The sequence below is a fragment of the Pseudomonas sp. HOU2 genome, from assembly GCF_040729435.1.
In the GTDB taxonomy this organism is placed as follows: domain Bacteria; phylum Pseudomonadota; class Gammaproteobacteria; order Pseudomonadales; family Pseudomonadaceae; genus Aquipseudomonas.
Window position 1 is genome coordinate 870975 of the sequence record NZ_CP160398.1, and the last position, 14492, is coordinate 885466.

15 protein-coding genes are annotated in these 14492 nt (G+C 60.9%); 9 read left to right on the plus strand and 6 right to left on the minus strand.

The window, feature by feature from the left end; all coding sequences use genetic code 11:
• The 5 genes from tusC to ABV589_RS03755 all read left to right on the plus strand — a co-directional run bounded on the left by tusC (position 1) and on the right by ABV589_RS03755 (position 3073).
• Positions 1–357, plus strand: a complete 357-nt coding sequence (tusC, locus tag ABV589_RS03735) for a sulfurtransferase complex subunit TusC (protein WP_047295096.1) — start codon at positions 1–3, stop codon at positions 355–357.
• Complete coding sequence (tusB, locus tag ABV589_RS03740) at positions 357–650, plus strand: sulfurtransferase complex subunit TusB (protein ID WP_007966599.1); 294 nt, start codon at positions 357–359, stop codon at positions 648–650. Before tusC ends, tusB begins: the two co-directional genes overlap by 1 nt.
• Complete coding sequence (locus tag ABV589_RS03745; RefSeq protein ID WP_367084963.1) at positions 647–982, plus strand: TusE/DsrC/DsvC family sulfur relay protein; 336 nt, start codon at positions 647–649, stop codon at positions 980–982. Before tusB ends, ABV589_RS03745 begins: the two co-directional genes overlap by 4 nt.
• Positions 979–1980, plus strand: coding sequence for a glycosyl transferase family protein (locus tag ABV589_RS03750; RefSeq protein WP_367084965.1), 1002 nt, complete (start codon positions 979–981; stop codon positions 1978–1980). The genes ABV589_RS03745 and ABV589_RS03750 overlap by 4 nt, the downstream gene beginning before the upstream one ends.
• 91 nt (positions 1981–2071) lie before the next feature.
• Positions 2072–3073 (plus strand): glutathione S-transferase family protein, encoded by a 1002-nt coding sequence (locus ABV589_RS03755; protein ID WP_367084967.1) that lies wholly within the window; start codon positions 2072–2074, stop codon positions 3071–3073.
• A gap of 135 nt (positions 3074–3208) precedes the next feature.
• On the opposite strand, the gene cysG is transcribed toward ABV589_RS03755, so the two are convergent.
• The 6 genes from cysG to ABV589_RS03785 form a co-directional block, all read right to left on the minus strand.
• Positions 3209–4603 carry a siroheme synthase CysG gene (gene cysG, locus ABV589_RS03760; protein ID WP_367084969.1) on the minus strand — a complete coding sequence of 465 codons (1395 nt, stop codon included), beginning with the start codon at positions 4601–4603 and terminating at the stop codon, positions 3209–3211.
• Positions 4604–5884 (minus strand): serine--tRNA ligase, encoded by a 1281-nt coding sequence (gene serS / locus ABV589_RS03765; RefSeq protein ID WP_003223852.1) that lies wholly within the window; start codon positions 5882–5884, stop codon positions 4604–4606.
• Positions 5885–5899: 15 nt separating this feature from the next.
• On the minus strand, positions 5900–6274 hold the full coding sequence (gene crcB, locus ABV589_RS03770; protein ID WP_007966609.1) for a fluoride efflux transporter CrcB: 375 nt from the start codon (positions 6272–6274) through the stop codon (positions 5900–5902).
• Entirely contained in the window at positions 6274–7596 is a 1323-nt protein-coding gene (locus ABV589_RS03775; protein WP_003223849.1) for a replication-associated recombination protein A, read from the minus strand. Before ABV589_RS03775 ends, crcB begins: the two co-directional genes overlap by 1 nt.
• A 191-nt stretch (positions 7597–7787) precedes the next feature.
• Positions 7788–8408: an outer membrane lipoprotein chaperone LolA gene (gene lolA / locus ABV589_RS03780; protein WP_047601668.1), complete on the minus strand. Its 621-nt coding sequence runs from the start codon at positions 8406–8408 to the stop codon at positions 7788–7790.
• 67 nt (positions 8409–8475) lie between these two features.
• Positions 8476–10884 carry a DNA translocase FtsK gene (locus ABV589_RS03785; RefSeq protein ID WP_081755236.1) on the minus strand — a complete coding sequence of 803 codons (2409 nt, stop codon included), beginning with the start codon at positions 10882–10884 and terminating at the stop codon, positions 8476–8478.
• 309 nt (positions 10885–11193) lie between these two features.
• Between ABV589_RS03785 and trxB the strand changes: the two genes are divergently transcribed.
• The 4 genes from trxB to infA all read left to right on the plus strand — a co-directional run bounded on the left by trxB (position 11194) and on the right by infA (position 13992).
• A complete protein-coding gene (gene trxB / locus ABV589_RS03790) occupies positions 11194–12153 on the plus strand; it encodes a thioredoxin-disulfide reductase (RefSeq protein ID WP_367084972.1) in 960 nt (319 codons plus the stop codon).
• 62 nt (positions 12154–12215) lie between these two features.
• Complete coding sequence (gene aat / locus ABV589_RS03795; RefSeq protein ID WP_045122183.1) at positions 12216–12896, plus strand: leucyl/phenylalanyl-tRNA--protein transferase; 681 nt, start codon at positions 12216–12218, stop codon at positions 12894–12896.
• A 57-nt stretch (positions 12897–12953) separates the two neighbouring features.
• Positions 12954–13661 (plus strand): arginyltransferase, encoded by a 708-nt coding sequence (locus tag ABV589_RS03800; RefSeq protein WP_003223840.1) that lies wholly within the window; start codon positions 12954–12956, stop codon positions 13659–13661.
• A 112-nt stretch (positions 13662–13773) separates the two neighbouring features.
• Positions 13774–13992 (plus strand): translation initiation factor IF-1, encoded by a 219-nt coding sequence (infA, locus tag ABV589_RS03805; protein ID WP_002553999.1) that lies wholly within the window; start codon positions 13774–13776, stop codon positions 13990–13992.
• Positions 13993–14492: the final 500 nt, after the last annotated feature.

The following is a 14492-nucleotide window of genomic DNA, read 5'->3' on the forward strand; positions in this document are numbered from 1 at the left end:
ATGGCCAAATCCCTGTTGATCATCAGCCGCCAGTCGCCGTGGTCCGGCCCCGGCGCCCGCGAAGCGCTGGACATCGTACTGGCCGGCGGCGCGTTCGATCTGCCGATCGGCCTGCTGTTTCTCGATGACGGCGTGTTGCAACTGGCCGCCGGGCAGAACGCCAAGGCCCTGCAACAGAAAGACCTCAGCGCCAACCTGCAGGCGCTGCCGATGTTCGGCGTTGAAGAACTGTTCTACTGCACCGACAGCGCCAGCGCCCGTGGCCTGAGCACGCTGTCGCTGGACGAAGCGCAGCCACTCGGCGCCAGCGAAATCACCGCCCTCATTGACCGTTACGACCAGGTGATCACCCTCTGATGTCGACTTTGCATGTGTTGTCTCATTCCCCGTTCGGCGACGAGCGCCTGAGCAGTTGCCTGCGCGTGATCGGCGCTGCTGACGCGTTGCTGTTATCCGGCGATGCGGTCTACGCCCTGCAACCGGGCACTGCGCCATTCGCTACGTTGAACGCACGCCGAGTCAAGCTGTTCGCCCTCGCCGAAGACCTGCTGGCCCGCGCCATCGTTGCTCCCGACTGGGCTGAAGCCATCGATTACCCGGCGTTCGTCGAACTGTCGATCCACCACGACAAGGTCAACAGTTGGCTATGAACTCGATGACTGTCGGCGCCCGCGCCATCGAACTGGACAAGGACGGCTTTCTGGTCGACCTCGATGACTGGTCCCAAGACGTCGCCAGCGCCCTCGCCGCCGCTGAAGACATCGAACTAACCCCCGAGCACTGGGAAGTCCTCGACCTGCTGCGCAGCTTCTATGCAGAATTCCAGTTGTCGCCGGCCACCCGCCCGCTGATCAAGTACACCGCACTCAAACTCGGCCCGGACAAGGGCAACAGCCTGCACCTGAACCGACTGTTCAAAGGCACCCCTGCCAAACTCGCCGCGAAACTGGCGGGCCTGCCCAAACCGACGAATTGCTTATGACCGACTTTCCAGCGCTGACCCTCGAAACGCCCGCCGAGCACCCGTTCGCACAATTCGTGCGGATCCTCGGCAAGGGCAAACGCGGCGCCCGCGACCTGACCCGTGAAGAAGCCCGGGAAGCCATGGGCATGGTGCTCGACGACAAGGTCGAAGACACCCAGCTCGGGGCCTTTCTGATGCTGCTGCGGCACAAGGAAGAAAGCGCCGAGGAAATGGCCGGTTTCACCGAAGCCTTGCGCGAGCGCTTGCAGGCACCAACGCTGAACGTCGATCTGGACTGGCCGACCTACGCCGGCAAGAAACGTCATCTGCCGTGGTATCTGCTGTCGGCCAAGTGCCTGGCGCAAAACGGCGTGCGAATCTTCATGCACGGCGGCGGCGCGCATACCGCCGGACGTCTGTACACCGAACAATTGCTTGGCGAGCTGAACATCCCGCTGTGCCGCACCTGGCAGCAGGTCGGCAGCGCGCTGGACAATGGAGGCCTGGCGTTCATGCCGCTGATGGACTGGGCGCCGCAGTTGCAGAAGATGATCGACCTGCGCAACACCATGGGCCTGCGCTCGCCGATCCATTCGCTGGCACGCATCCTCAATCCACTGCGCGCCCGTTGTGGTCTGCAAAGTATTTTCCACCCGGGCTATCAAGCGGTGCATCGCGAGGCCAGCGGTCTGCTCGGCGACACGGCGATCGTGGTCAAAGGCGACGGCGGCGAAATCGAGATCAACCCGGATGCCGACAGCCATCTGTACGGCACCAAGGGCGGCGAGAGCTGGGACGAGGAATGGCCGCAACTGTCGAGCCAGCGCCACGTCAAACCGGCCTCGCTGGACGTTGAACATCTGAAAGCGGTGTGGCGCGGCGAGAGGGTCGACAGCTATCCGCAATTGGCCCTGATCTCGACCATGGCCCTGGCCCTGCGTGGCCTCGGTCAAAGCCGCGAGCAAGCGTTCGCAACCGCCGAGCAGTACTGGGCCGCACGCAACAAATCGATATAACCGATCATAGACGCCCGATCTTTGCGCTTTTTGTTCGAACTCATCGGAATAGACTCGGCTCCAACGCTTATTGGATACAGGAGTCTTGATCATGGGTTTACTCGTCGACGGCCACTGGCAGGACAAGTGGTACGAAAGCAGCAAGGACGGCGCGTTCCAGCGCGAACAGGCGCAACGCCGTAACTGGGTCACTGCAGACGGACAGCCCGGGCCGAGCGGTGAAGGCGGGTTTGCCGCCGAAGCCGGGCGTTATCACCTCTATGTATCCCTCGCCTGCCCGTGGGCGCACCGCACGCTGATCCTGCGCAAACTCAAAGGGCTGGAAAGCCTGATCGATGTGTCCGTGGTCAGCTGGCTGATGCTGGAAAACGGCTGGACCTTCGACAAGGCGCTTGGCTCGACTGGCGATAAGCTCGACCACTTCGACTTCATGCATCAGCGCTACACCGCCGACGCGCGGGACTACACCGGCCGCGTCACCGTGCCGGTGCTGTGGGACAAGAAGCTCAAGCGCATCGTCAGCAATGAATCGGCGGAAATCATCCGCATGTTCAACAGCGCCTTCGATGGCCTGACCGGTAACGAGCTGGACTTCTACCCGGCGCCATTACGCGGTGAGATCGATGCATTGAACGAGCGGATTTATCCGGCGGTGAACAACGGCGTGTATCGCGCCGGCTTCGCCACCTCGCAACAGGCTTATGAAGAGGCGTTCGATGAGGTGTTTGCAGAGCTGGATCATCTGGAGCGGGTGCTGGACGCCAACCGCTACTTGACTGGCGAGTACCTGACCGAAGCCGATGTGCGCCTGTTCACCACGATGATTCGTTTCGATGCGGTGTACCACGGGCACTTCAAGTGCAATCTGCGGCGGATCGCCGATTATCCGAACCTGTCGAACTGGCTGCGTGAGCTGTATCAGTGGCCGGGGATTGCCGAGACGGTAGATTTTCAGCACATCAAGAATCACTACTACGGTAGCCACAAGACCATCAATCCGACGGGGATTGTGCCGAAAGGGCCGAAGCAGGATTTCAGCGGGGCGCATGATCGGGCACGTTTGGCTGGCAAAGGAGTCTGGCGCAGGGGCTGAGATTTTTATTGTTTTTTTGGGGCCCCATCGCTGGCAAGCCAGCTCCCACAGGGATTTTGGTGATGCTGAAGATTGCAGTTTCAACACAAAAACCTGTGGGAGCTGGCTTGCCAGCGATAGGGGTCAACTCGATTTTCAGACTTGCGCCTGAGCGCCTTCAAACCACGCCAGTTTCTCGCGCAGTTGCACCACTTCACCGACGATCACCAGCGTCGGCGCATGCACTTCATGCTCCGCCACCAGGCGTGGCAGGTCGGCCAGCGTGCCGGTGAAGACCCGCTGATTGACCGTGGTGCCCTGCTGAATCAATGCCGCCGGGGTATCTGCCGAGCGACCGTGCCTGATCAACTGTTCACAGATCACCGGCAGGCCCACCAGCCCCATGTAAAACACCAGCGTCTGCGCCGGTGCGACGAGGTCGGCCCACGGCAGATCGGTGGAACCGTCCTTCAGGTGACCGGTGACGAAGCGCACCGACTGCGCGTAATCGCGATGGGTCAGCGGAATCCCGGCATACGCCGCGCAACCGCTGGCCGCCGTGATCCCCGGCACCACCTGGAATGGAATCCCGTGGGCCGCCAGCTCTTCGATCTCTTCACCGCCACGGCCGAAGATGAACGGATCACCGCCCTTCAAGCGCACCACGCGTTTGCCGGCCTTGGCCAGATCCACCAGTTGCTGGTTGATCTGATCCTGCGGCACCGCATGATCGGCGCGACGCTTGCCGACGTAAATGCGTTCGGCATCGCGACGGCACAATTCGAGAATCGCCGGCGCGACCAAACGGTCGTACAGCACCACATCGGCTTGCTGCATCAGGCGCAAGGCGCGGAAGGTCAGCAGATCCGGATCACCGGGTCCCGCGCCCACCAGATACACCTCACCAGTGGTAACGGTCGCCTCGCCATCGATCTTGGCCTGCAACAGACGCTCGGCTTCAGTGCCCTGCCCGGCCAGTTGTCGATCGGCAATCGGGCCCTGAAACACGTCTTCCCAGAAACCACGGCGCTGCTGCACGTCCGGAAACAGGTTTTTCACCTGATTGCGGAAACGCGCGGCAAGACCGGCCAACTGGCCGTAGGTCGAAGGAATCCAGGTTTCGATCTTGGCGCGAATCAGCCGCGCCAGCACCGGCGCATCGCCACCGCTGGACACCGCAATGATCAGCGGCGAACGGTCGACGATCGCCGGGAAGATCACGCTGCACAGATGCGGCGCATCGACCACATTGACCGGCACGCAACGCCGATGGGCATCGCTGGAGACCTGAGCGTTGAGCGTTTCATCGTCGGTAGCGGCGATGATCAGCCCGCAACCGTCCAGGTCCGTTTCCACGTAACCACGCAGCAGACATTCGCCACCGCTGGCGCTGACCAGTTCGCGCAGTTGCGCTTCGATTTCAGGTGCGACCACCCGCAGCAGCGCACCGGCATCGGCCAGCAGGCGGGATTTGCGCAAGGCAATTTCCCCCCCACCGACGACCAACACACGACTGCCGCGCAGGTTGTGAAACAGCGGCAGATATTTCATTTAGCCGATGACCTCAAGGCCACCCATGTACGGCTTCAGCACGTCCGGCACGCGGATCGAACCGTCGGCCTGCTGGTAGTTTTCCAGCACGGCAACCAGGGTACGACCGACCGCCAGGCCAGAACCGTTGAGGGTGTGCACCAGCTCAGGCTTGCCGGTTTCCGGGTTGCGGAAGCGCGCCTGCATACGGCGGGCCTGGAAATCACCGCAGTTGGAGCACGAGGAAATTTCGCGGTACTTGTCCTGGCTCGGAATCCACACTTCGAGGTCGTAGGTCTTCACGGCGCTGAAGCCCATGTCGCCGGTGCACAGCGCCAGGGTGCGGTAAGGCAGACCCAGCAGTTGCAGGACTTTTTCGGCGTTGGCAGTCAGGCCTTCCAGCGCTTCCATCGAAGTCGACGGCTCGACGATCTGGACCATTTCAACCTTGTCGAACTGGTGCTGACGGATCATGCCGCGGGTGTCGCGACCCGACGCACCGGCTTCGCTGCGGAAGCACGGGGTGTGCGCGACGAACTTGATCGGCAGCAGTTTCGAGTCGACGATTTCACCGGCCACAATGTTGGTCAGCGACACTTCGGCGGTCGGGATCAGGTACAGATCGGCTTCGCCTTCGCGAGCGATCTTGAACAGGTCTTCTTCGAACTTCGGCAGCTGACCGGTGCCTTGCAGCGCCGGGGCCTGAACCAGATAAGGCGTGTAGGCCTCTTCGTAGCCATGCTCGTTGACGTGCAGGTTGATCATGAACTGCGCGAGGGCGCGGTGCAGACGGGCGATCGGGCCGCGCAGCAGGGCGAAACGCGCGCCAGACAGCTTGGCCGCGGTTTCGAAATCCAGCCAGCCGAACTTCTCGCCCAGTGCAACGTGGTCTTTCACTTCGAAATCGAACTGCGTCGGCGTGCCCCAGCGGCGCACTTCAACGTTGTCGTCTTCGTCCTTGCCGACCGGTACCGATTCGTGCGGCAGGTTGGGGATACCCAGCAGGATCGAGTCCAGCTCGGTCTGGATCGCGTCCAGCTCGACCTTACCAGCGCTCAGCTCGCCCGCCATGCGCTCGACGTCTGCCATCAGAGGCGCGATGTCTTCGCCGCGCTGCTTGGCCTGACCGATGGATTTGGAACGCGCGTTACGCTCAGCCTGCAGTGCTTCGGTGCGGGTCTGGACGGTCTTGCGCTGTTCTTCCAGCGCTTCGATGCGCGCGGTATCCAGGGCAAAGCCACGGGAAGCCAGGCGGTCCGCTACGTCCTGAAGGTTGCTACGTAACAGTTTGGAATCGAGCATGTCGGTTTCTCGTTATCAAAGTTTGGTCAAGGACAGGCCGGCCCACGTCGCGAGCAGCCCGCCGAATACGCTGATCGCCGCATAGCCCAGGGCCAGCGGCACTTGCCCGCTTTCCAGCAGGCGCACCGTATCCAGTGAAAAGGATGAAAAAGTCGTCAGCCCCCCGAGGAAGCCGACCATCAACCCGGCGCGCACCTCGATCGGCACCTCCGGGCGTATCAAAAACAGGCCGTACAACACGCCAATCAGCAGACAGCCCACGATATTAACGGCCAGCGTCGCGGTATAGAAGTGCCGCGGCCAATTGGCACTGACCCAATTGCCGGTGGCGAAGCGCAACAGCGTGCCGGCAATCCCGCCGACGGAGACCGCAACGATCAATGGAAGCACTATTTTCTCCGCTGTCTTGGGCTTAAACGGTCGAGTTGCGCGAGGTGGTTGAGCTTCTCGCCGATCTTCAATTCCAGGCCACGGGGCACCGGTTGATAGAACGGGATCGGCTCAAGCTCTTCCGGGAAATAATCTTCACCGGCGGCATAAGCGTCCGGTTCGTCGTGGGCGTAACGGTATTCGTCGCCATAGCCCAGTTGCTTCATCAGCTTGGTCGGCGCATTGCGCAAGTGCAGCGGCACTTCCAGCGAACCGTACTCGGCAGCGGCGCGCAGCGCGGTCTTGAAGCCCATGTACACCGCGTTGCTTTTCGGCGCACAGGCGAGATAAGTGATGGCCTGGGCCACCGCCAGCTCGCCTTCGGGGCTGCCAAGGCGCTCCTGCACTTCCCACGCCGCCAGGCACAGGCTCAGCGCGCGCGGGTCAGCGTTGCCGATGTCTTCGCTGGCCATGCGCACCACGCGCCGCGCCAGATACAACGGATCGCAGCCGCCATCGATCATCCGCGCGAACCAGTACAGCGCGCCATCGGGGTTGGAGCCGCGCACTGACTTGTGCAGCGCCGATATCTGGTCGTAGAACGCTTCGCCGCCCTTGTCGAAGCGCCGCCGGGTATCGCCAAGCAGGCTTTGCAGCAGCTCGGTGCCCATCTCGCTGTTGTCTTCAGCCAGGTCCGAGGCATTCTCCAGCAGATTGAGCAGGCGCCGGCCATCGCCATCGGCGGCCGACAGCAGCATCTGGAAGCCTTCATCGCTGAGGGTCAGGTTGCGCTTGCCCAGCCCGCGCTCTTCGGTGAGCGCGCGATGCACCAGTTTGCGCAGCGCCGTCTCGTCGAGGCTTTTCAGCACATAGACGCGAGCCCGCGACAACAGCGCGTTGTTCAATTCAAACGAAGGGTTTTCGGTGGTGGCGCCGATGAAAATCAGCGTGCCGTCTTCGACGTACGGCAAGAACGCATCCTGCTGCGATTTGTTGAAGCGGTGCACTTCATCGACGAACAGAATGGTGCGCTTGCCGTACTGCCCGGCCTGCTGCTTGGCGATTTCAACGGCCTGACGGATCTCCTTGACCCCGGCGAGTACCGCCGAGACCGTTTCGAAGTGCGCATCCGAGACTTCCGCGAGCAACCGCGCCAGGGTGGTCTTGCCCACACCCGGCGGGCCCCAGAAGATCATCGAATGCAGGGCACCTTGCTCCAGCGCCTCACGCAGAGGCTTGCCGCGAGCGAGCACGTGCTCCTGACCGACGTACTCATCCAGATTGGTCGCGCGCAAACGCGCGGCCAGTGGCTGGGCAATCGGTGCACTGCGAAACAGATCCATCACGTAGCGTTGAAACCTCTGATTGTCTTAAGCCTGTTGGAATAACTGTGGCGAGGGAGCTTGCTCCCGCTGGACTGCGTAGCAGTCCCCGCTTTTGATTCAAGAGAGGGGCCGCTTCGCGCCCCAGCGGGAGCAAGCTCCCTCGCCACAAAGGCTCCAAGCCACAAGAACCCGACCCGGGATCCGGGGGGTTATTCCTGGATAACGTCAGCACCCTTCGGGATGTCGAACTTGAACTTCGACGCCGACACCGCTTCGTTGGCCTTGACCCCGGTGAACAGGATGTTGGTGCGCTGACCAACGCTGTCGATCAGTTGCATGTCATTGACCAGGCCGTTGCGGAACGACAGGCGCAGGCTGTCGAACAGGGTGTCCTTGGTCTTCGGCTTGAGGGTGAAGTCGATCACGCCGCCCGCCTCTTTCGCGCTGATCTCGAAGCTCTGGCTGATCTTCGACACATCACCGGACAGCAGCAGCGCCGGGGTCTGGGTCAGACGCTCGTCGAGCTTCTTGATGGTGGCCTGTTCCAGGTCCGGGTCCCACAAGGTGACTTTCTTGCCGTCGGAGACCATGGTCTGCTCATTCGGCGCTTCGGTATGCCAGTAGAACAGGCCCGGACGCTGCAGAACCATGTCGCCACGGGTTTCCTGCAACTGCGTGCCGCTGCCATCGAGGGTCAGCTGCGAGAAGTTCGCGGTCAGGGTTTTAGATGTTTCGAGCAGTTGGGTCAGACGCGCCACGTCCTTGTCATCGGCGTGGGCCGTGAGCGTGGTCAGCGCCAGTACTGGCAACAGCATGCGGATAAGACGCATGGGAGTCCTCTTGAATACTCGTTGGGAGAGCGGCGGCACATCATTGTCCCGCCCTTTGCTTTTGCAATCAGTCGCGAACCGGGCCCGGGGCCAGAACTTCACGCGAACCGTTGGTGTTCATTGAGGTGACGACCCCGGCCATTTCCATGGCTTCGATCATGCGCGCAGCGCGGTTGTAACCGATCTTCAGCTTGCGCTGTACCGCGGAAATCGACGCCCGGCGGCTTTCCAGGACGAACTGCACGGCTTCGTCATACAGCGCGTCGGTCTCCGGATCATCACCGTCGCCGCCACCGCTGCTGCCTTCAAAGCCGCTGCCCGCCTCTTCGACACCGTTGAGGATGTCATCGTTGTATTCCGGTGCGCCACGCAGTTTCCAGGCTTCCACCACGCGGTGTACTTCATCGTCGGAAACGAACGCGCCGTGCACCCGGATTGGCAGGCTGGTGCCCGGTGGCATGTAGAGCATGTCACCGTGACCGAGCAGTTGCTCGGCGCCGCCCTGATCGATGATGGTCCGCGAGTCGATCTTGCTCGACACCTGGAACGCCATGCGTGTCGGAATGTTGGCCTTGATCAGACCGGTGATCACGTCCACCGATGGCCGCTGGGTCGCGAGGATCAAGTGAATACCGGCGGCACGCGCCTTCTGCGCAATACGCGCAATCAGTTCTTCAACCTTCTTGCCGACGATCATCATCATGTCGGCGAATTCGTCGACCACTACGACGATGGTCGGCAGCTTCTGCAGCAGCGGCGCTTCGTCGTGAATGCTTTCGCGCTTGTACAGCGGATCGCTCAACGGCTCGCCAGCGTCCTGGGCTTCCTTGACCTTGGCGTTGAAGCCGGACAGGTTACGCACGCCCATTTTCGCCATCAGCTTGTAGCGACGCTCCATCTCGGCAACGCTCCAGCGCAGGGCGTTGGCGGCGTCCTTCATGTCGGTCACTACCGGGCACAGCAGGTGCGGAATGCCTTCGTAGATCGACAGCTCGAGCATTTTCGGGTCGATCATGATCAGCTTGGCGTCGTCCGGGCCGGATTTGAACAGGATCGACAGGATCATCGCGTTCACCCCCACCGACTTACCGGAACCGGTGGTACCAGCCACCAGCAGGTGCGGCATCTTCGCCAGGTCGGTGATGACCGGTTTGCCACCAATGTCGTGACCCAGGGCCAGGGTGACCGGCGATTTGAAGTTGTCGTACTCGGGGGTAGACAGCACTTCGGAGAAACGCACGATCTGCCGGTCTTCGTTGGGAATCTCGATACCGACCGTGGTCTTGCCCGGAATCACCTCGACCACCCGCACACTGGTCACGGCCAGCGAACGTGCAAGATCTTTCGCCAGGTTGGCGATACGGCTGACTTTGACGCCGGCCGCAGGCTGGATTTCGTAACGGGTAATCACCGGGCCAGGATGGATCGAGTCCACGGTGACTTCGACGCCGAACTCCTTGAGCTTGATCTCCAGCAAGTGGCCGACCGCCGCCAGGGATTCCGGCGAATAATTGAGTTGTTTCTTTTCCGCAGGATCGAGTATCGAGATCGGCGGCAAGGTGCCTTCCACGGCGCTGTCGACGAACAACGGCGCCTGTTTCTCTTTCTGCACGCGCTTGCTTGGTTCTGGCGCCTTGACCGGAGCCGGGGCAATGACCGGCGGCACCTGCTTCTCGCGATCGGACATGTGCTTGCTCAGGGCCTGCTCACGCTCGATCAGGCGCTCTTTGACCTTGGCCTGTTCACGCTTGTCGGTGACGGTCGGCGCCACCACATCGTGGACGCGGTCATCGACTTCACGCAGTTGCGCAACCAGTTGCTTGCGCTCGGTACGCGCCGACCACCAGCGGTTGACCGCGCCCTGGAACAATTCGAACAGGTCCAGGGTGATCTTGCCGGTGACGTCCATCACCTTGAACCACGACAGATCGGTAAACACGGTCAGACCGAACAGGAACAGCGCAATGAACAACAGCGTGCTGCCCTGGATATTCAGCGCGTTTCGCGCCAGGTCACCGAGACTTTCGCCCAGCGCCCCGCCCGCACCCGCCGGCAGACCGGTAGCGGCATGAAAATGAATATGCGCCAGCGCGGCGCCCGACAGCACCAGGAACACCAGACCGATCAGGCGCCATGAGAACAGCCAGCCGCTCCACTGCCACGGCTCGTGACGTTGACGGAAGATCTGATAGGCCTTGACCGCCAGCAGCAACGGGAAGATGTACGCGAAGTAACCCAGCACCATGAACAGGATGTCGGCGCTGTAGGAACCGGCCGGGCCGCCGAAGTTCTGCACGTCGTCGATCTTGCTGTTGTGGCTCCAGCCGGGATCATCCTTGCCGTAGGTCAGCAAGGCCATCATCAGGAACAGGCACAAGGCACCGATGGCGATCAATGCACCTTCCTTGAGCCGGTAGTGCAATTGCTGGCGCCAGAGCGGAACGACTGTTTTTGGTGCTGCGGTGGATTTCTTCAAAACGCTTCTTTTCCTGCGCCCGGGGCGCGTCCATCTATTGAATGACGATAAAAAACTGCCCAACCCAGGCAGGTAAAAAAGTGAACCGGCGCATCTGAGACTACTTTTAACACTGTGCCGCAGCTTTTATAAACACAGCCATAAACACAGCGCCCTACAAATATTCTGTAACAGCCCGGCATTGTACGGGTTTGTGCGGCTGATGCCATGCTTCAAAACCCATAGCAGAGCATAGCCATTGCCACAAATCCTGCGGTTCAATTTGAGCATGCATTGCCTTTTGTGACAAAGGCTTATGAGGTGTATTTGATGAACGCAGCGAAGCATTCACGCCTGATCATTCTCGGCTCCGGCCCTGCCGGTTACAGCGCCGCCGTGTACGCCGCCCGGGCCAACCTCAAACCCGTGGTGATTACCGGGCTGCAGGCCGGTGGTCAGCTCACCACCACGGTCGAAGTCGACAACTGGCCCGGCGACGTCGAAGGCCTGACCGGCCCGGTGCTGATGGAGCGCATGCAAAAACACGCCGAGCGCTTTGCCACAGAGATCGTTTACGACCACATCCACACCGCCAAGTTGCAGCAGCGCCCGTTCGAACTCATTGGCGACAGCGGCACTTACACCTGCGACGCGCTGATCATCGCCACCGGCGCCTCAGCGCAGTATCTGGGCCTGTCTTCGGAAGAAACCTTCGCCGGCAAAGGGGTTTCGGCTTGCGCGACCTGTGACGGCTTTTTCTATCGCAATCAGGTGGTCGCCGTGGTGGGCGGCGGCAATACCGCGGTCGAGGAGGCGCTGTACTTGTCGAACATCGCCAGAGAGGTGCATCTGATCCACCGTCGCGACAAGTTGCGCTCGGAGAAAATTCTCCAGGACAAGCTGTTCGAAAAAGCCGCCAACGGTAACGTTCGCCTGCACTGGAACCAGAATCTGGACGAAGTGCTGGGCGACGCCAGCGGCGTTACCGGCGCCCGTCTGCGCGACAGCCACACCGGGCAGACCCGCGAACTGGCACTGGCCGGCGTGTTCATCGCCATCGGCCACAAACCCAACACCGACCTGTTTCAGGGCCAATTGCCAATGCGCGACGGCTATCTGCTGGTCAAGGGCGGCAGCGACGGCGACGCCACCTCCACCGAGATCCCCGGCGTCTTCGCTGCCGGCGATGTGGCCGACCACGTCTACCGCCAGGCCGTGACCTCGGCCGGCGCCGGTTGCATGGCGGCACTGGACGCGGAGAAGTATCTGGACGACATTCCTGTCATTTAACGGCACACTTTAGCGCGGGCCTCAGACCCGCACCGCCCTCCCCTTCTGCAAGCCTGGACGCCATGCTGACTTGGTTACAACGCAATTCCCTGACTTTCCCGCCCCTGGATAAGGCCATGCGCGATCCCAATGGATTGCTGGCTGCCGGTGGCGACCTGTCCGCCGATCGTCTGGTGCAGGCCTACCGGCACGGCTGTTTTCCATGGTTTTCCGAAGGTCAGCCGATCCTCTGGTGGTCGCCGGATCCACGCACCGTGCTGTTTCCCGACGAACTGCATGTCTCGCGCAGCCTCGGCAAACTGCTGCGCAAGCAACGCTACCAGGTGACCTTCGATCAGGATTTCGACGCCGTGATTCGTGCCTGCGCCGCACCACGGGACTACGCCGACGGCACCTGGATCACCGAAGCCATGCAGGACGCCTACCTCGAACTGCACCGCCGCGGTTTCGCCCACTCGGTCGAGGTCTGGGATCAGGGCCAACTGGTCGGCGGCCTGTATGGCCTGGCGATGGGTCAGCTGTTTTTCGGCGAATCGATGTTCAGCCGCGCCGACAACGCCTCGAAATATGGCTTTGCCACGCTGGTGCAGCATCTGAAAGACGCCGGATTTGTCCTGATCGACTGCCAGATGCCGACCGATCATCTGCACAGCCTCGGCGCCCGGGCGATCCCCCGCCAGGAATTCGCCGACTATCTGGCTCGCCACCTGGATCAACCCAGTCGTGCCACCTGGGTTTGCTGAGCGACTTTTGCGCGCGTGGCTTACACTTAATTCACCAGCTTATCCCGAGGGTTGATCATGACCGAGTTGGCGCGTTTGAAGTTTTATGCCACTCAGCCTCATTCCTGCAGTTATCTGCCCGAGGAGCAGGCGACGACGCTGTTTCTCGACCCGAGTCAGCCCATGGATGTGCACGTCTACGCAGACCTGTCGGAAATGGGTTTTCGTCGCAGCGGCGATCATCTGTATCGGCCCCATTGCCAGAATTGCAATGCGTGCGTGCCTGCGCGCATCCCGGTGTCGCAGTTCAGCCCCAACCGCCAGCAGAAACGCATTTTCAAACGCAACGCCGATCTGCAGGTACGCCCGGTAAAACCGCACTTCAGCGAAGAATATTTCGACCTGTACCAGCGCTATATCGAACAGCGGCATGCTGACGGCGACATGTACCCGCCGAGCCGTGACCAGTTCTCGACCTTTCTGGTGCGCGATCTGCCCTTCTCGCGCTTCTACGAATTTCGTCTCGACGGACGGTTGCTCGCCGTTGCGGTGACCGATCTGCTGCCCAACGGCTTGTCGGCGGTCTATACCTTTTACGAGCCTGACGAAGAGCGTCGCAGCCTGGGGCGCTTCGCGATTTTGTGGCAAATCGCCGAAAGCCAGCGCCTGGGACTGGAAGCGGTGTATCTCGGTTATTGGATCAAGAACTGCAAAAAGATGAACTACAAGACCCAATATCGCCCCATCGAATTGCTGATTAATCAGCGCTGGGTGATCCTGAACTGATCGCAAGCCGTAAACCCCTTGGCTTGAACCCCCTTTTTCGGGCACAATGCACGCCGCTTTTGCCTGGCGCAGTTGCACCGGGCCATTCATTGGACACCGAGGGCTTTACTGCATGTCGAAAGAAGACAGCTTCGAAATGGAAGGCACTGTCGTCGACACCCTGCCCAACACCATGTTTCGTGTGGAGTTGGAAAATGGGCACGTCGTAACCGCGCATATCTCCGGCAAGATGCGCAAGAACTACATTCGTATTCTTACCGGTGACAAAGTGCGCGTCGAGCTGACGCCCTATGACTTGAGCAAAGGGCGCATCACTTACCGCGCTCGTTAATCAAGTCAATACAGAACGCCCGGTTTATGCCGGGCGTTTTTGTTTGTCTGCGATTTGGGTTTGGGTTTGGGTTTGTGAGCATATCCGTTGCTGCGGGGGTTGCTGATTACGGTTCCGCCCTTACGGCGGGTCACTTTTTCCAAACGCCGAAAAAGTAACCAAAAAGGCTTCCCCCGGCGTACGGCACTTCGCTGGGGCCAGTGTTCCCTCGCTACGGTGCCCATCAGGGGGCATCGCCTACGGTTTGCTTCGCTGCACCTCCTCTCGATGTATGCGGCTTCGCCGCATGGCGCTGCGCGCCTACCCCCCCTGATGGACACCTTCGCTCGGCCTGCCGAAGGGACTGCAGATCAAAAGCAACGTCAAAAGCCACAGCCAAAGCCAAAGCCAAAGCCAAAGCCAAAGCAGATCAAAAGATCGCAGCCTTCGGCAGCTCCTACAGGGATTGGGTGTATTCAGTTTGGGATTTGGTCGGCTGTCAGGCCGCCTTCGCGAGCAAG